This is a genomic window from Bacillus sp. N3378-2at (genome assembly GCF_033412715.1).
GTDB classification, from domain to species: Bacteria; Bacillota; Bacilli; order Bacillales; family Bacillaceae; genus Bacillus; species Bacillus subtilis.
This window is the reverse complement of the sequence record NZ_CP117986.1, coordinates 3,426,738-3,444,676: the sequence shown is the minus strand read 5'-3', so window position 1 is coordinate 3,444,676 and position 17,939 is coordinate 3,426,738. Positions and strand designations below refer to the sequence as shown.

Sequence of the window (17,939 nt, the reverse complement as noted above, 5' to 3'; positions counted from 1 at the left end):
ATAACCTCCCTTATGAGTGATTGTTTATAAGCTCAGTTTCATAACCGTTAATGACCACATCAAGTTTTCCTGTTTCAGGATGAATGACAAGTCCGTGAACCGGCACTTTTTTCGGAAGCAGCGGATGATTCTTAATCATGTTCACACTGTGGGAAACGCTTTCTTCTACGCTGTGAAAACCAGTCAGCCACGTTTTCAAATCGAGTCCGGCGCTCGTCAGCAAATTCAGGCAGCTATCCTCCACCCCGCGTTCCTTTGCTTTCTCAAGAATCGAGGACGCATTCAGCCCAGACATTCCGCATTCATGATGGCCGACAATGCATACCGCTTCAGCCTGCAATTCATAAATCGCGACCAGTATGCTTCGCATCACGCTTCCAAATGGGTGAGAAACGATGGCTCCCGCGTTTTTTACAATTTTAGCATCACCGTTTTTAAGCCCCATTGCTTGCGGAAGAAGTTCTGTAAGCCTTGTATCCATACAGGTGACAATGACGAGCTTTTTCGAAGGAAACTTTGTCGTTTTGTACGGTTCATACTTCTTCTCACTGACAAACCGCTGATTGTGTTCCAAAATTGATGTTAAAGAAACCATTTGATTCATCTCCCATCCATATGATTTTGCAAGCCTTCTTACCCAGCTTACAGTAAGGAATTATAGCATAGGAATAAGCCAAGAAAAGGATTTCAAAAAAAGACACTATAATTGGACTGTATAATCAAAACATAAACATTTATATCTTTCAAAGATAATAAAATTTATATTTAATGAATCCTATAATCCGGCTGCAGTTCGTATATCGATGATTTGTCTGACAAAAAATATGGGTGAATTCTGATAATTAAAAAACTTTTTTAAGCAGATTTAGCTGTTCTATCTTCATTTTAAGTTCAAAAGAACCAGAAATTAAAAAAACGCAGCTATATTTTTAACATCTATTTATTTCCGATATAATGAAATAGACAACAGCCATAAAGGGGGAGCCTTGTTGAAACCATTTGTATTTATCACAAAACCGATTCCTGAAGAGATTGAAGCATTCATCGGAGAACATTGCCGTTATGAAGTATGGCAGGAGGATACGCTTCCGAGTGACGTGCTATTTGAAAAATTAAAAGAAGCGGAAGGGCTTTTAACATCAGGGACGTCCGGACCGTCAATCAATCGTGAGTTGCTGGAACACGCTCCTAAGCTCAAAGTGGTCAGCAACCAATCAGTAGGCTACGATAATTTCGATATAGAAGCAATGAAAGAAAGAGGAGTAATCGGCACTCATACACCTTATACACTGGATGACACAGTTGCAGATCTGGCCTTTTCTCTGATTCTATCTTCCGCCAGACGTGTTGCCGAACTTGACCGTTTTGTCAGGGCAGGAAAATGGGGGACCGTGGAAGAGGAAGCGCTTTTCGGAATTGATGTTCATCATCAAACATTAGGCATTATCGGCATGGGCAGAATAGGAGAACAAGCAGCGAGACGCGCCAAATTTGGTTTTGATATGGAAGTGCTTTATCATAACCGACATCGCAAACAAGAAACAGAAGATAGCATCGGCGTTAAGTATGCAGAGCTTGATACATTGCTGGAGCGATCTGATTTTATTCTTCTCATTACGCCGCTGACTGATGAAACCTATCACATGATAGGAGAACGCGAATTTAAGTTGATGAAGGATTCAGCAATTTTCGTCAATATTTCCCGGGGAAAGACAGTTGATGAGAAAGCACTGATTCGCGCTCTTCAGGAAGGCTGGATCAGGGGAGCCGGCCTAGATGTATACGAAAAAGAGCCTGTCTCCCAAGATAATCCGCTCCTGCAGCTGGATAATGTCACGCTGCTTCCTCATATCGGTTCAGCAACAGCTAAAGTGCGCTTCAACATGTGTAAACAGGCTGCCGAAAATATGATCGCAGCCATTCAAGGACAAACACCGAAAAATCTCACAAGAGAATTTCAATAAATCAAAAATCCGGTCTGATAACAGACCGGATTTCTATTACATACGCTGAAGAACAGCACGCTTATAAATATGGCGGGTGACGATATAATAAACAGCCTGGAATACAAAATAAATGAAGATGACAATTACGGCCTCAAGAAATAAATTGGAATTCAGCATATTACTTAACGCTGCATACGCAAAGCCCGCGTGAATCGTACCTGCGATAAATGGGATGAAGAATAAAAATCCTATTTGCTTTCCAAGGATCGAGTGAATCTCTTTGTCCGTAACCCCTATCCTTTTTAAGGCTAACACCTGCACTCTCGTATCTTCTATTTCCGTAAACATCCGCAAATACAGCATGCTTCCTTGCACGATAAAAAACAGCACGCTGACAAACAGACCAATAAACAGCATTAATGCAACTCCCTGCTTCACAATTTGATAACTAGGAGCACGTGTTTGAAAATCAGATGTATGTTCTTTCGGCACCATGTTTTCAAGCTTTTCAGAGACATCCACCGTCTCCTGCCAATGCTCAAGCTCATAACCTACCATTCTCATCTGTTCCTTCAGCGGCACATCCTGTGACAGACTGCCAAAGCTCTTTTCGCTGACAACCAATAAACGGCTGACTCCATCAACAGACATCAATATCCCTTTGTTTTGCTGCTTTTTCATGACGTAGGATAGGGTTTTTCCTGACTTCATATGAAATGCTGCTGTTTCCCCTTCTCCAAATGTGTCTTTCACCATCATTTGAAAAGAAACATTAATAAATGCTTCATTTTCTTGTAAATGAATAACTGGGAACCCTTTTTCCTTTGCGACTTGATTATAGACTTTTTCTGAAATCAGCAGAGCTTCCGCTTCCATCTTCTTATTTCCATACGGCAAGTCTGACTGAAAAGTGACAGGAATCCCTGTGGCATCCACCTTATACTTGATAACAGCATGAGCTTTTTTCAATGTATTCTCAGCCGTCTCAGGCTTCATGACCTGAAAGCGGGAAGCATCCTTTTCCACCCAGGAAACAGACTGAGGAATGCTTTGCTCCTCCTGCCTTTGTAAATCGGAATAAAACATATAGATGACACCTGTAGCTGTTAATATGACCGCTGTAATGACAGAGGTTAAAAACAGCATGCGTGCATGATCCTTCAGCCTGAATATCATGTTGGAACGCACAATGATATTCGTGCCTTTGTAGAAGCTGTGTTTCTTTCGGTACAGCATGCGGAAAAACGCCACACTGCTTTGTGTAAAAAAGAAATACGTGCCAACTAACACTAAAATCAAAATTGGAAATACCCGAAACATCATGTCAATGGCATTGGCTGTTGCAGATAGATAATAACCACTGCCAAGACATAGCAAAGACAATACAGTGAGCCATTTCGAATAAACCGGCAAACTTTTCGGCTTTTTGGCCGATTTAATCAGTTCAATGATTTCCAGCTTCCGAATCCGTCCCAGTGATAAAATGAGCAGCGTCTGAAACAGGATGAGAAAGCCGGCAATTGTCATCACAAACGCTTTCGGCACAATGGCAAACGAAATCGGCACCTTCACGCTGAGCATCCATGTCATAATCATAAAAAACAGTTTTGAAAATAACAGGCCTGCTCCAATGCCGGCCGCAATCGCCGCAAGAGAAATAAGTGACTGCTCATAATAAATCATCTTGCGAAGCTGCTGCTTTGATGTGCCAAACAGTGTCAGCAGCCCAAACTCTTTCTTTCTTGCCTGCAAAAACGCTGAATTGGAATATGTGATGAAAAATATACAAAACACAATGATGACAACAAGAGCTGCGCTCAAGCATGTTTTGACAAGGCTTCCGCCATATATATTGTCTTCATTGACATCAGGATGAAAAATAAATGATGTGAAGACAAAAAACACCGAAACGGCAAACACACAGCTTAAAAAGTAGGCCACATACCGTTGCAGATTCCCAAGAATGTTTTTACGGGCGATAGTTCTCAAATTCATGAAAATCGCCTCCCAACACACTCAAGGTATCCAATATACTTTGATAAAACACCTGCCTGTTTATTCCTCTGTGAATCTCTGAAAAGAAACGTCCGTCTTTAATAAAAACAATTCGTTTACAGAAACTTGCTGCTGTGGCATCATGCGTAACCAACAGAGTCGTCGCTTCCTTTTCCTCATTCAGCTGAGCCAGTGTGTTCATCACTTGCTTTGCCGATTTTGAGTCGAGGTTTCCTGTCGGTTCATCAGCAAGAATGAGCGCCGGATTGTGAATAATCGCTCTGGCACAGGCTGCCCGCTGCTGCTGTCCGCCCGACACCTCATATGTGCGGTGATCGAGAATATGCTTGATTTGCAGCGTATCCGCCAGTTCATCCAATCGGGCTTCCATTTCTCTCAGCTTTACCTTATCCAATGCGAGCGGCAAGAGAATATTTTCACGAATCGTCAGCGTATCAAGCAGATTAAAATCCTGAAAGACGAAGCCGAGTTCTCTTCTGCGAAACAAAGCCAGCTCTTGGTCCTTTAACGTTTTCGGCTGAATGCCGTTGATCATCATCTCGCCCTGGGTCGGCTTATCAATGGTAGCCAGCAAATTCAAAAGCGTGGTTTTTCCGCTTCCCGACGGCCCCATAATCCCGACAAATTCCCCTTTTGACACACTGAGATCAAAGGCGCTGAGCGCTTGGTATGATATTGTTCCTTTATTTGAATAGTACGTTTTCGATAGGTTCGTTGTTTGCAACACGTTCATGTTCTGCTCCTCCTTTTTCTTTATTATAAAAAGGAAGTCAGCATCCTCCCATCGAACTTTCTTGCAATTCCGCTCCCCAACCTTACAATGCTGTCACATTCACGAGGGTGTCACTTGAAAACACGATGGTCATCACAGTGCCAGCCCCTTCTTTTGATTCCGCATACAGTTTATGGCCGAGACGGCTGCACACCTGTTTTGCCAAATAAAGGCCCATTCCAGTTGCCTCTTTCATGGTTCGTCCGTTTTCTCCGGTAAAAAACGCGTCAAAAATCCGCGGCAGATCCTGCGGCGGTATACCGATTCCTTCGTCGGCAACCGACAAGCGCGTCTCATGTCCCTGTGTTTCAATCCGGATTGTAATAGGGTCTCCCACACCTTGCTTTGAATATTTTAAGGCGTTGAAAAGGATTTGCTCGACAACAAAGGAAAGCCACTTTTGATCACTGGAAATCTGAACGGCATTTGGCGGCACATGTAATGTTGGAAAAAGGCGCCGTTTAATAAACTGACGTTTTTCCTGATTGATCAGTGAACGAACCATTTCTGTCAAATCAAAGGTTTGCGGCTTTACATCAAATGCAAATTCCTCCAGCCGGGCCGTTTGCAGCATCATATCAAGACCGTGGCGAAATCTCTCATTCTCATCCTCCAGCTCCTCTAAAAACGTCGGAAAAGAGGATGAAGTTCCGTTTTTTCCTTCCTGAATCATTAAGGATATGACGGATACCGGTGTTTTCATATGGTGGACCCATTGGTTGGTGAAGGTATAATGCTGTTTTTGCTGATTGATATATTGTGAGAGCCTGCTTTCGTATTGCTGCCCGAGTGCGTTGATCATCTTCGTCCAAAGCGCTTGCTCTCCTGTTCTTGGCTTTCTGGCTTTCAAAGACTGTCCGATGTCATTCGAAGAAGAGACTTGTTCTGCAAGCTTTTTAACATATGTGAGAAAGGAAAATTGCCGAACATAATCAGCAGCAAAACCTGCGGCTAAAAGAGTACCGGGCAAAATCCATATGTACATCATATTTTCTTTGGAAGGTTCTGCGCCGCTCTCTACAATGCTTAAATACGCAATCAGCATGGCGGACCCTATCCCTAATAATGAAAATAGAATAATGGCTAAGCGGTCGATGAGATAAGTCTTTAACACTCCGCTTCATCCTTCCGATTGACTTGAAATTGATAGCCTTGTCCTCTGATTGTGGAAATGCAATCTTTCAGTCCGGCATTCTCCAGTTTTCTCCGCAGCCGGTTGACATTGACCGTTAACGTATTGTCATCGACAAAATCAACGTCATCCCATAACGCCTCCAATAGTTCATCACGAGAAACAATTTTTTTATGCTCCCTCACAAAAATAGAGAGAAGCTGAAATTCTTTTTGGGAAAACAGAATACGGGAGCTGTTCCATTCGGCCTCATTTTGATCAGGATAAATCGTCAGCCCACCAAGCTCCACTATTCTAGATTCCTGCGGCAAAGAGGGCGAATATTCACCATATGTGCGGCGCAGGACGCTTTTGATTTTGGCCATCACTACCTCTAGATGGAACGGCTTTGTGATATAATCATCGCCGCCATTTTCAATCGCCATTACCTGATTCAGCTCATCGATCCGTGCCGATATAAAGATAATCGGCGCATTGGAAATGGTACGGATTTGCCTGCACCAATAAAATCCGTCAAAAAAAGGCAGGTTGATATCAAGCAGCACAAGATCAGGCTTCATTTCTGCAAATTCCAATTTTATATCATTCAGCTGTTCAGCAATTTTCACTTCATATCCGTATTTTTGAAGATGACCGCCCAGCAAAGAAGCAATCCGCTCATCATCTTCCACAAGCAAAATCCGATACACGTTGATCCCCCTTATATGTACATCACGATGGTTTTTCTAGAAGATTCCAAAATTATTATAGCATGTGCGGAAAAGCAAATCGGACTTTTTCTTTTTGTTATAATAGAATGATAAAGGTAAAATTTTCATAATAGGCAGGTGTCGTGATGAAGAAAATCATGCTGTTTCTGGCAATAACGTCAATTCTTTCAGCATGTCAGCCCAACTATACCGGGAAATACATAGAAATTGGGATACACTAACTGACTATACCAAAGAGTGTTTTATAGAGAATGAAATTCCTTATAAATACGAAAAGGGAAAACTGTATATCCCAGAAGATGCATTTGATACAGCAATCTACACTTGTTCATAAGAAAAAGCTTGCAGATAACCTGCAAGCTTTTCACGTTACAAAAAATGAGTATTTAATTTCTCTTCAAATTCTGAAGGGCCAATGTCACTTTTTTGAATGTCACTGCCGTTTTCATGAATCGTAAAATGGCGCTCTGACATGACCATCCTTCCGCTCGGCGTCAGCTTTGAGGCAAGCGGGGATTTGTTAAAAGGAGATTTTTCATGAGAGTGAATGATGTCCTTCATGTTATCTAAATCACCGAGATCACTCTCTTCAAGAGTAAAGGCGTACCCGATTTGCCAGCCTTCTCCCTTGTCCATCAGCAGAACATGGCTGCCCTTTTCTGTCTCTTCTCTTTTGATTCGGAATGACCCGACTGGTGACTGTACCGTTTCTCCGGAAAGCGGTATCGGCTGGAGCGCCAGGTTGATGCCGAAGCCGATATCAACGAGGTAATCGCCGTTTTCCGCAGACAGCCATACAGCAGCATGCGTCCCTTCTAGTGCCCATCCCTCTTGATCGCCTGCATAAACCGTTCCTCGAATGAGCTTCACATGAAACCCAGCCTCACGCAAGACAAAATAAAGAAAACCATTTAAATCGTAGCATAGGCCGCCGTGCTGATCTTTGAGCAGACGTCGCCATAGCTCTTCTTTTGTGATCTTATAATTCTCTTTTGCAAGTACGGCACGGTTTTCGAATGGAAAACGGTATGCCATTGCTTTGAGAAAAAGGGGAAGATCGCCGAAGCTGACATGATCTTTCTCCCAGCCGATTTTCTGAAAGCAGTCTTTTAGAAAGTCACTCATTTTTATCACCTAAACTTCTTCTTGAACGTAAGCTGCCAGCTTCTCCAGCGCCTCTTGTTCATCTTCTCCCTGGGCAATCAAGGTAACCTCAGTGCCTGTGCTTACCGCCAGGCTCATCAGCCCCATGATGCTTTTGGCGTTTACTTTTTTCCCATCCTTCTCAAGAAACACATCTGACGTAAACCGGTTTGCTTCTTGTACAAACAAAGCAGCAGGACGTGCTTGCAGTCCTGTCTTTAATCGAACTTCCACTTTCTGTTGAACCATAAGATCTCCCCTTTTCTTTACGGTTATTTTAAAGTGACGGTTTGCCCAGTCCGCAGCTGTTCTGCGATTTCGTCAAGTTTTCTCAGCCTGTGATTGATCCCTGATTTGCTGATTTTCCCGCTTGCTACCATTTCCCCCAGCTCTTTCAGCGTCACTTCCTGATAATCAATCCGAAGCTGCGCAATTTCCCGAAGTTTTTCAGGCAGCGCCTCCAGGCCGATTCTTTCATCGATGTATTTAATATTTTCCACCTGTCTCAGCGATGCGCCGATCGTTTTGTTTAAGTTGGCTGTTTCACAATTGACGAGGCGGTTGACCGAATTTCTCATGTCCCGGACGATTCTGACATCCTCAAATCGCAGAAGCGAATTGTGAGCGCCAATTACGTTCAGAAACTCTGTAATCTTTTCAGCCTCTTTTAAATAGGTAATATAGCCTTTTTTCCGTTCAAGCGTTTTGCTGTTTAACTGAAACTCATTTAACAGGTCACATAATGAATCGTTATGCTCCTTATAAAGAGAGAAGATTTCTAAATGATACGAGGAGGTTTCCGGGTTATTGACCGAACCTCCTGCCAAAAATGCTCCTCTCATATAAGAACGCTTGCAGCACCTCTTTTTAACCAGCTCTTTCGAAATACTTCGTTCAAACACAAAATTCTCCCCGAGTATTTTTAAATCCTCTAAGATCGTTTTTGCATTTTCTGAAAAACGCACAATATAGACGTTATTCTTTTTCAGCCGCATTTTCTTTCTGACCAGCAGCTCGACCGACACATCATATTGTTTTTTCAGCAATGTATAGATGCGGCGGGCAATCGCCGCGTTTTCGGTTTGAACATCGAGTACGAGATGGCGGTTTGTAAATGATAAAGCTCCATTCATCCGAATGAGTGCAGACAGCTCGGCATTAATGCAGCAGTCCTTCACTTCCAGATTCGTTAATTCTTTTTTTGTTTCTGATGCAAATGACATATAGCCACCTCATTTCAAGGCTTCATTCTTTCAGTAAATCAACAAGAAGAGAGGCCACTTTATGTGTATCGTGACGTATTACGTCATTTTTATACGTTACAATTTGATCTCTGATGACTTCAAGCCCCATCGCTTTCAGCTCTTCGATATCAAAATCAACAGGACGCGCCGATTCCATTTCGTACTTACGTTTTATTTCGTCGGGAATGTCTTCACTGTTCACTAATATCGTATCAATAAAACCGCAGCCCATATGCTGATTGAGCGCTTTCACATGATCAGCAGCGGTGTAATGGAGCGTTTCGCCGGGCTGAGTCATCACGTTGCAAATGTATACTTTTTTCGCCGGCGCCTTTATCACTTCTTCCCCGATTTTTGGGACGAGCAAATTGGGCAGAATGCTTGTATAGAGACTTCCCGGGCCGATAATAATCAAATCCGCTTCCCTGATTACGTCTATTGTTTCCGGCAGCGGATCAATCTGTTCAGGCGTGAGAAAAACACGCTTAATGCGCTGTCCGTATTCCGGGATCGTTGACTCGCCTGAGACCACGCGGCCATCTTCCATCTCAGCATGCAAAACGACACTGGCATTGGCAGCCGGCAAAACCTTTCCTCTGACATTCAGCACCTTGCTCATTTCTGTGACAGCGTGAAAAAAATCACCGGTTATATTTGTCATCGCTGCCAAAATCAAATTCCCGAGAGAATGGCCTGTTAAGTCATTCCCTTTATTGAAGCGGTGCTGAAAAAGATCTTCAACAAGCGGCTCCACATCGGATAAAGCGGCAAGCACATTTCTGATGTCTCCGGGAGGCGGAATTTTCAGTTCATTCCGCAGACGGCCAGAGCTTCCCCCATCATCGGCAACTGTTACAATGGCCGTGATGTCAACGGGTTTATGCTTTAGGCCCCGAAGCAATACAGAAAGACCTGTACCGCCGCCAAAGATTGCGATTTTCGGCTTTTGTCCCATCTTATTTCCGGCTTCTCTTTTCAATGTCCCGGTGAGTAACATGAGTATAGTAATCCTTTTTGAAATAATCAGCTAAATTCTCGGCTAATGTCACAGAGCGGTGCTGGCCCCCTGTGCAGCCGATCGCAATGACAACCTGGCTTTTTCCTTCTCTTTTATAAGATGGAAGCATAAAGCTCAGCAGATCAATTAATTTCTCATTGAACTTTTGTGTTTCATTCCACTTCATGACGTAAGAGGAAACCTCTTTATCCTTGCCAGTCAGCGGCCGCATGCTTTCGATATAGTACGGATTCGGCAAAAATCTGACATCAAAGACGAGATCTGCATCAATTGGAATACCGTATTTAAAACCAAATGACATCACATTTACGGTAAATGTCTCTCCTTGGTTTGTCGCAAAGTGCTTCACGATTTTTTCACGCAAATCACGCGGCTTCATGTCAGACGTATCGTAAATGATTTGAGAGCGGCCTTTTAATTCCTCAAGCAGCTCTCGTTCCAGCGCGATGCCTTCAAGCGGCAGGCCAGTCGCTGCCAGCGGATGCGAGCGTCTCGTTTCTTTATATCTTGTGACGAGAATGGAATCCTTCGCGTCCAGGAATAAAATTCGCGGTGTGATCCACGGATTTTCGGCCATTTCATCCAGCGCTTCAATCAGCCGGTCAAAAAATTCGCGGCCACGCAGATCCATCACGAGCGCAACTTTGCTCATTTTCGAATTTGATTCCTTCATCAGCTCTAAAAACTTCGGAAGCAATGAAGGCGGAAGATTATCGACGCAGAAATAGCCGAGATCTTCAAAGCTTTGAATCGCGACAGTTTTCCCCGCTCCCGACATTCCGGTTATAATGACAAGCTGAATATCATGTGATTCACTAACACTCATCTTTCTCCCCCCTGACTTATCTTTCTATTTGATGTGCTGCGGGTCTAAACGATAACTGAGCAGCTCAAAGTCCGGTGTATACGTAAATGTGCCGTGCAGCAGCCCTTGTCCCTTCATCATAAAATCAAGGATATGGCCGTCTCCAGGGGCCATAGGCAGGTTCTGAATGTCATTGACATCGTGCCACTGCAGTTTCCCTTCCTCCGATTCTGATACATTTTGTCCTGTATATGAATCAGCGACAAACGTAAACATCATCCACTCGGAGACAATGTGGTCACCGTCTTTAATAATAAAGGTAAAAACGCCTTTTAATTGAGGATTTATGATATAGATACCAGTCTCTTCTCTGTACTCTCTGATGACGGAGTCTCTGACTGATTCTCCGCTCTCCATCTTGCCGCCCGGCGCGACCCACCAGCCGCGTCTCGGCTTTTGAAGCAGAAGAACTTTGTCATCCGTCTGAAGCACACAATTTGTCACTCTTTGCAAGTACGTCACCTAACCTTCGTCCTGTCATCGTCTCTTTATTATACCGCTTCAAGATGCCTCCCACAATGAAGATACATTGACAATCTTTTCTTCTATTTTACAGCATATTCATTCCTTAATTCAGATGATTTTGCTGTAACTGGCATTCATCTTTTATTTATGGACAAAAAAAGGACACGGATAACTGGAGAATCCGTGCCAAAAAAGTGTATTCATTATAAAAAGGGGGTCAATTACTTTATTAATCATAACCGAAAAGCATTACACATGTGTTACAGCGGAATTAAAACCCAGTAACGTAATGTGAAACTCGTATGACAGCCCTTTTTATTTTAAGGTTTTCAGCGTTTATTGAAGCTCTTCGACATAATGCTGTACGCTTTGTGCCGCAATACTTCCGTCTCCTGTAGCCGTTACGATTTGGCGCAGTGATTTTTCGCGAATGTCTCCGGCAGCGAAAATTCCTTCAACCTTTGTCTCCATGCGTTCGTTTGTTTCGATGTAGCCTTCTTCATTCGTAATGCCCAGATTTTCAAACGGTTTAGACAGAGGAAGCATGCCGATGTAAATGAATACGCCGTCTGTTTTGAATTCACTTTCTTCACCGGTTACCGTATCGACAAGCGTTACGTTACCGACTTTGCCGTTTTCCTCATGAATTTCCTTCACGGTTTTGTTCCATAGGAAGTCAACTTTTTCATTATCAAATGCTCTCGCTTGAAGAATACTTTGAGCACGGAGTTTATCACGTCTGTGAACAATCGTTACTTTTGAAGCGAAACGAGTCAGATATACGCCTTCTTCAACCGCGGAATCTCCGCCGCCAACAACGACAAGTTCTTTGCCTTTAAAGAAAGCGCCGTCACATACTGCACAATAAGATACACCGCGTCCGCCCAATTCTTTTTCGCCAGGCACGCCGATTTTTTTATATTCCGCACCTGCAGCAATGATGACAGCACGGGCTTTATATTCCTTTGAACCAGCTTTGACTACTTTGTACTCTTTGCCGTCAATGACCTCTTTAATATCGCCATAAGCGTATTCAGCGCCGAATTTTTTCGCGTGTTCAAACATTTTGTTAGAAAGCTCAGGCCCAAGGATACTTTCGAATCCAGGATAGTTTTCTACATCTTCCGTATTGGCCATTTGTCCGCCAGGAATTCCTCTTTCAATCATTAATGTCGATAAATTCGCTCTTGATGTGTATACAGCGGCCGTCATCCCAGCAGGGCCCGCGCCGATTATAATCACGTCATAAATTTTTTCTTCTGACACACTATTCACTCCTTAAACCATCTTTTCAAGTTTGGGCTCTTTCTTATAAGATAAGAATCCCCATCAAACGTATTCCTTACCCATATCCTATAAAATCTCATGGTGATACGCTATTTTTTTGCTCAACACGATTAAATGTATTCGAAAAGGGTATATGTTAATAAAGAAAGAGCCTTCTGTTTATAGAAGGCCCTTGTCATATTTATTATTGAACAACACGTCTTACAACGCCTTTAAATGCTTTTTTCCAGTAAGGATTGCTCATAGAGTCAACAGATACGCCATGAGATGTATTGTCGTTTAGGAAAGTACCGTTTCCTAAGTAGATTCCTACGTGTCCATTTGTTTTGTAAGTGTCAAAGAACACAAGGTCTCCGCGTTTCATTTCAGACGCGCTGACAGCTTGTCCTCTGCCAACTAACGTATCAGTAGTTGTCCCGCCTACAGGTCCAAGGTTAACACCTGCAGAAGCGTATGCCCAGCGTACGAATGATGAGCAGTCAAAAATACGGTTGTTGATATCAGACTGACTGCGTCCGCCGCCAAACTTGTACGGAGATTGTCCTACAATGCTTGAACCAACGCTGATCGCGCCTTCAATTCCGCCAGAGTTACTGATAACAGTGCCGCCTGAATTGCTGTTTGAGCCGCTGCTCTTCTTAGAAGATGAGCCGTTAGACGAGCTGTTTGATGAACCGTTAGAAGAATTGTCTGAAGAATCATCAGATGAGCTTGCTTTTGCTGATTCAGTTGTAGCCGTTTGGCTGTCATCTGTTTGTGTTTCATCAGATGCTTTTTGTGCTTCTTCCTGCTTTTTGATCAAAGCAGCCGCTGCTTCTTGTTCTTTTTTGATGCGTGCTTGTTCAGCTTCAGTATTTGCTTTTTGATTTGCAAGTTCAGACGCCTCTGATTTTAATTCAGAAATCGCTTTAGCCGTTTTCTTTTGGCTTGCTTTTGCTTCGTCGAAAAGCTTGTCTTTTTCATTAAGCTGTTTATCAAGGTCTTTTTGCATTGTTTCTAATTTAGCCAATGCAGCTTGAACTTCTTTCAGCTTATCATTCAAATCCGCTTCAGAATCTTCGAGCTTCGCTTTATCCTGCTCTTGCTGTTTGATTAAATCTTTGTCTGCGTCCACAATAGATGAAACCGCAGTCGCACGAGAGATAAAGTCACCAAAGCTTGTTGATCCTAGAAGAACATCTATGTATCCTTGAGATCCGCCGCTTTCCTGTAAAGAACGAACGCGTTTTTTCAGGATTTCATTGCGTTTTTCGATGCGTGCTTCTGTTTCTTTAATCTCTTTTTTTAGTTTTTTGATTTCTTCTTTTGTTTTATCGTTTTCTTCTTTTTTATCTTCGATCTTGTTGCTTGTATCAAGCGCCTTAGCGTTAATGTCTTTCAGTTCTTTTTCAATCTTTGATTGATTTTCCTGAAGCTCGGTTAATTCTTTTTCCTTCGCTTCAATGCTGGAAGCAACCTCAGATTGCTTGCTTTCGATTTTTTGTTTCTTTTCATCTAATGTTTCCGCCGATGCAGTTTTACTTGTAAATGGGATCAAAAAACTGCTTGTCCCGATGACGGAAGCCAAACCAAGTGTAATTAAACTCTTTCTCACTTTTTATATCCTCCCTTTTACTGTGAACCTGTCCTCATTTGGAATCGTATTTTGAACATCAAGTTTCGTTCCTCATACTCTACGAGGAATGATGGTTGTTTATGGTTAATTATTCTGTGCATCTCTTATTCTGGTTGTATAGCGTTTACTTCACATCATATGTAAAAAACACTAATTCCTTATGTACGAGAATCATTATACCATCAAGTTTCGACAAATTAGCGATAAATTTTATTACATTTATGTTTCAAACAGATGTCAAGTCACACATCATTTGTCATTTTTCTTAAGCGTGTAAAAAAACTGTCGATATTATTTTCTTAATATAATCTATCAAACAAAAAAAGAGTCGATTAAATAAATCGACTCTTTAAAATTTACTATTCTAGAATATCATCAATATATTTCATATATTTCGTCAAAGTTGCCGGAGAGATGCCGAATCGGGCCGCTGTGTCTTTTTTCGTGTCTTGCTTGCCATGGGCTTCTTTCCAAATATAACAGATGGCTGCTGCCCAGCCTTTCTCATTTTTCAACGGAGCAACTGCACGAATTTGCTGGATGACATGGAAAACCCAGCAGCTCATGACTTCTGTTTTCATCTCTTCTTTTTCAGCTTGCTCTAATAGTTTGACCGTTTGATAGGCGAAAAGTGCATCCTCTGAAACGTCAGCAGCCCCAGAATCTCCATTTAGAAGCAGCTTTACAAAATGATTTTCAAAAGGAGCGGTTATTCTCTTTGAGCGTATCACCGCTTCAAGATGCTCTGTTTCTCCCTTTGTGCTGCTGATATAATAGGCTGCGAGACGCTGTTCCACAGATGAAGGAAGAGCTTCCCTCCGCTCAATCCAAGGCGCCGGGCGGTCTTCGCCGGGATATTGCGACTCGACTTTTCTCCAGATCGTCTCGGCAAAGTCGGTATGTCCCGTAAAATAAGCAGAGCATGAAAGCCAGTAAAAGAAGGTGTCGTCACCTTCAAAGCCGATTTTATATAATGATTTGAGCCATTTATATCCGATCTCGTAGCGGCCGACAAGTGCCAAGGTAGCACCCAATTTATAACGCTGCTCCAATAGCATCGGATAGACATTGGAGAGCTGATCACTCAATTCCGCCACTTTTTCGTCTTCTCTTTCATAATAGTAGAAAACGAGAAGATTGCATAAGGCGTGAAGATTTCCTTCATTATGAGAAAGCACTTCATAAGCGGTTTGCTTCGCTTTTACAACGTTTCCTGAATAGAAATAGGCAAGCGCGAGATTGTTGTATGCTGACCAAAGCTCCGGATATTCAGCTGTGATTTCCTCAAGCGCCGCAACCGCTTCAGCAAGCTGGCCGCTTTCCAGCAATGACTTTGCCCGATCCTGTTTCACCAGCAGTTCATCCTGATCATACAACGAATCCTCAATGCCGTCGTCTCCTAAATCGAGCAAATCAAGCAGACTATCGTTTTCTTCGGCGAATTCACCATCCGGGTCCGCATCAGAATAAGCGGCCGCTTCTTTATAAGCTTCCTGGAAGAGCCCCAGATGGGCAAAGTTATTCGCTTTAAAGTAATGGCACTCCGGCATTTCGGCCTCCAGATTTGCCATGATATAGTCAAGAAGATCGTTCGACTCTTGATACTGGCCCATTTCCGAATAAATGACCGCAAGCTGTGAAAGCATCTCTGAATCCTCCGGCTCCAAATGAACCGCGCGCTGAATCAGTTTGCTTGCCCGTTTTAGATTGCGCTCTTTATACGCTTTCAAGCCTTTATGAAAAAAATATTGTCCATCTTGAAGCAGCTGGACAATTTGTGCGTGATTTTTATGTTCAGAAGTGTGTTTTCCCACAACTACCCTCCGTTTTATACAATATTACCGTCAGTAGTATACCATAAATCGTAAGCCCCTCAATAGTTCAAAAGGAAGGATTGGGAAAATCCCTCCTCTTTTTTATTGGATGATTCGACCAAAATTTACCCGGCTTTGTTTTCTAAGTCTGCATTCATTTTCAGCTGCTGTTCAGCAAAATCCCGATAAAGGCCATGGGAAGCCATTAACTCATGGTGTGTTCCACGACCGGTAATTTCCCCTTTTTCAACAAACAAAAGCTGGTCCGCATCTACAACGGTAGATAGGCGGTGAGCGATAACAATCGTTGTGCGGCCTTCCATCAGCACCTCCAGCGCCTGCTGAACTGATTTTTCAGATTGGCTGTCGAGACTTGAGGTAGCTTCATCGAGCATAAGAATGCTTGGGTTACGGAGAAGTGCTCTCGCAATCGCGATTCTTTGCCTTTGTCCGCCTGACAGCATAATGCCGCGTTCGCCTACTTCTGTATCAAACTGATTCGGCAGCTCCTTTATAAAATTGAGCGCATATGCCATCTCCGCGGCTTTTTCGATCTCAGCATCCGTCACATCACGTTCTAACCCGTAGCAAATATTTTCTCTGATTGTCCCGGACATTAACGGGCTTTCCTGTGATACATACCCGATGTGCTCCCGCCATGATTCAAGCGAATAAGTATCAATCGGCTCGTCCCCCAGCCGAATGGACCCTGCAGTCGGAGAATAAAAACGTTCAAGCAGCTTAAACAGCGTCGTTTTCCCCCCGCCGCTCGGACCGACAATCGCTGTGACTTTACCTGCTTCAATGACAGCGCTGACCTCTTTTAAGATCAGCTGATCAGGCTTATATCCAAAAGACACGCGATCAAGCTGGATAGGCAGATGCGCATTTTCAATTTGTTTTCCTGTCACTGTATCTTCCTCTTCCTCTGCCAAAATCTCAATCATTCGTTCTGTTGCACCGATTGATTTTTGCAGCTGTGTGAAAAACGTTGTAATCTGGCCCATCGGCATAATAATTTGAAATAAATATAAAATAAAAGCCACGAGCGCTCCGGCTGTGAGCTCGCCTGATGAGACCTGCATGCCGCCATATCCGATCACTGCGACAAGCGCTGCCATTAACACGAGTGAAATAAGCGGGCCGACAAGCGATTGAACCTTGGCTTCACGAACGCCAAGCTTAAATAATGAGGAAATCCCCATCTTCCCGCGACCATATTCGACATCCTCCGCATTTGAAGCCTTGACGAGTCTGATTTCCGGGAGAATTTGATTCAGCAGGCCTGTAAAACGAGCCGTTTCATCTTGCGTTTCCCGTGAAATGGAGAACATTTTCCGTCCAATCGGCACCAAAATAAGAGCGGCCAGCGGAACAACCACTAACACAAGCAGTGTCAGCTTCCAGTTCATAATAAACAAGATTGTCAATGATCCAATGACAGAAATGATGCCTGTAATAAACCCGCTGATGTGGGTTGTAATCAGTTCTTTGACCACCATCGTATCATTCGTTACACGGCTGACTGTTTCTCCGGAAGCATTTGTATCGAAATAAGAGACAGGAAGCTTAATTAATTTCTTCCATAATAACTCCCGCAGTCCGGAAATGATTTTTTGTCCATTATAGTTAAGCGCATAGGTGGCATAAGCGCTTAAACCCGCCTGAACGAAAAACACCAGCGCGATCAAACCGATTTGCGTGCCTGACAGATTTGACATAGAAAAATCATCGACAAGCTGCTTCGTTAATAATGGAATGAGCAGGCTGACCAGTGTGGTTACAACACTGAGGGCAAGCGCAAAGGCGAGCTTTCCATAAGAAGGATTGGTACGTCTTACTAAGGCAAAAAAGGGTTTCAATTTACTTTTAGATTTTTGTTTCTGGTTTGGCATATATTTTCCTCCTGTTT

At 43.1% G+C, this 17,939-nt stretch carries 16 protein-coding genes and 1 pseudogene; 2 read left to right on the top strand and 15 right to left on the bottom strand.

Annotation, left to right across the window (positions count from 1 at the left end; translation table 11 throughout):
* Positions 1-10: 10 nt before the first annotated feature.
* The gene (locus PUN35_RS18375) at positions 11-604 is read right to left on the bottom strand and encodes a beta-class carbonic anhydrase (protein WP_031601027.1); all 594 of its coding nucleotides are present in this window, start codon (positions 602-604) and stop codon (positions 11-13) included.
* 382 nt (positions 605-986) lie between these two features.
* Between PUN35_RS18375 and PUN35_RS18370 the strand changes: the two genes are divergently transcribed.
* A complete protein-coding gene (locus tag PUN35_RS18370; RefSeq protein WP_072592561.1) occupies positions 987-1,964 on the top strand; it encodes a 2-hydroxyacid dehydrogenase in 978 nt (325 codons plus the stop codon).
* A gap of 36 nt (positions 1,965-2,000) precedes the next feature.
* Here PUN35_RS18370 and psdB read toward each other — a convergent pair whose 3' ends face one another.
* From psdB to psdR, 4 genes are all read right to left on the bottom strand, one after another.
* Positions 2,001-3,941 (bottom strand): lantibiotic ABC transporter permease PsdB, encoded by a 1,941-nt coding sequence (gene psdB / locus PUN35_RS18365; protein WP_014480997.1) that lies wholly within the window; start codon positions 3,939-3,941, stop codon positions 2,001-2,003.
* Positions 3,916-4,695, bottom strand: a complete 780-nt coding sequence (gene psdA, locus PUN35_RS18360) for a lantibiotic ABC transporter ATP-binding protein PsdA (protein ID WP_014480998.1) — start codon at positions 4,693-4,695, stop codon at positions 3,916-3,918. The genes psdB and psdA overlap by 26 nt, the downstream gene beginning before the upstream one ends.
* 82 nt (positions 4,696-4,777) lie before the next feature.
* The gene (psdS, locus tag PUN35_RS18355; RefSeq protein ID WP_014480999.1) at positions 4,778-5,848 is read right to left on the bottom strand and encodes a two-component sensor histidine kinase PsdS; all 1,071 of its coding nucleotides are present in this window, start codon (positions 5,846-5,848) and stop codon (positions 4,778-4,780) included.
* Positions 5,842-6,555 carry a two-component system response regulator PsdR gene (gene psdR / locus PUN35_RS18350; protein ID WP_014481000.1) on the bottom strand — a complete coding sequence of 238 codons (714 nt, stop codon included), beginning with the start codon at positions 6,553-6,555 and terminating at the stop codon, positions 5,842-5,844. Before psdR ends, psdS begins: the two co-directional genes overlap by 7 nt.
* A 146-nt stretch (positions 6,556-6,701) precedes the next feature.
* Between psdR and PUN35_RS18345 the strand changes: the two are divergent.
* A pseudogene (locus tag PUN35_RS18345) lies at positions 6,702-6,910 on the top strand (hypothetical protein).
* 35 nt (positions 6,911-6,945) lie between these two features.
* Here PUN35_RS18345 and PUN35_RS18340 read toward each other — a convergent pair.
* The 10 genes from PUN35_RS18340 to bmrA all read right to left on the bottom strand — a co-directional run bounded on the left by PUN35_RS18340 (position 6,946) and on the right by bmrA (position 17,922).
* Positions 6,946-7,710 carry an arylamine N-acetyltransferase family protein gene (locus PUN35_RS18340; protein WP_015251150.1) on the bottom strand — a complete coding sequence of 255 codons (765 nt, stop codon included), beginning with the start codon at positions 7,708-7,710 and terminating at the stop codon, positions 6,946-6,948.
* Complete coding sequence (locus tag PUN35_RS18335; protein WP_003219835.1) at positions 7,711-7,968, bottom strand: HPr family phosphocarrier protein; 258 nt, start codon at positions 7,966-7,968, stop codon at positions 7,711-7,713.
* Between the two features lie 23 nt (positions 7,969-7,991).
* A complete protein-coding gene (gene whiA / locus PUN35_RS18330; protein ID WP_003228147.1) occupies positions 7,992-8,942 on the bottom strand; it encodes a DNA-binding protein WhiA in 951 nt (316 codons plus the stop codon).
* Between the two features lie 22 nt (positions 8,943-8,964).
* The gene (mgfK, locus tag PUN35_RS18325) at positions 8,965-9,918 is read right to left on the bottom strand and encodes a gluconeogenesis morphogenetic factor (protein ID WP_003244450.1); all 954 of its coding nucleotides are present in this window, start codon (positions 9,916-9,918) and stop codon (positions 8,965-8,967) included.
* Position 9,919: 1 nt separating this feature from the next.
* A complete protein-coding gene (gene rapZ / locus PUN35_RS18320; RefSeq protein ID WP_003243903.1) occupies positions 9,920-10,807 on the bottom strand; it encodes an RNase adapter RapZ in 888 nt (295 codons plus the stop codon).
* A 24-nt stretch (positions 10,808-10,831) separates the two neighbouring features.
* A complete protein-coding gene (locus PUN35_RS18315) occupies positions 10,832-11,308 on the bottom strand; it encodes an 8-oxo-dGTP diphosphatase (protein WP_014481002.1) in 477 nt (158 codons plus the stop codon).
* 339 nt (positions 11,309-11,647) lie between these two features.
* Positions 11,648-12,577: a thioredoxin-disulfide reductase gene (gene trxB, locus PUN35_RS18310; protein WP_014481003.1), complete on the bottom strand. Its 930-nt coding sequence runs from the start codon at positions 12,575-12,577 to the stop codon at positions 11,648-11,650.
* Positions 12,578-12,782: 205 nt separating this feature from the next.
* Entirely contained in the window at positions 12,783-14,192 is a 1,410-nt protein-coding gene (gene cwlO / locus PUN35_RS18305) for a peptidoglycan DL-endopeptidase CwlO (RefSeq protein ID WP_014481004.1), read from the bottom strand.
* A 380-nt stretch (positions 14,193-14,572) separates the two neighbouring features.
* The gene (locus PUN35_RS18300) at positions 14,573-16,027 is read right to left on the bottom strand and encodes a tetratricopeptide repeat protein (RefSeq protein WP_014481005.1); all 1,455 of its coding nucleotides are present in this window, start codon (positions 16,025-16,027) and stop codon (positions 14,573-14,575) included.
* Between the two features lie 125 nt (positions 16,028-16,152).
* Entirely contained in the window at positions 16,153-17,922 is a 1,770-nt protein-coding gene (gene bmrA / locus PUN35_RS18295; RefSeq protein ID WP_014481006.1) for a multidrug resistance ABC transporter ATP-binding protein/permease BmrA, read from the bottom strand.
* Positions 17,923-17,939 lie beyond the last annotated feature (17 nt).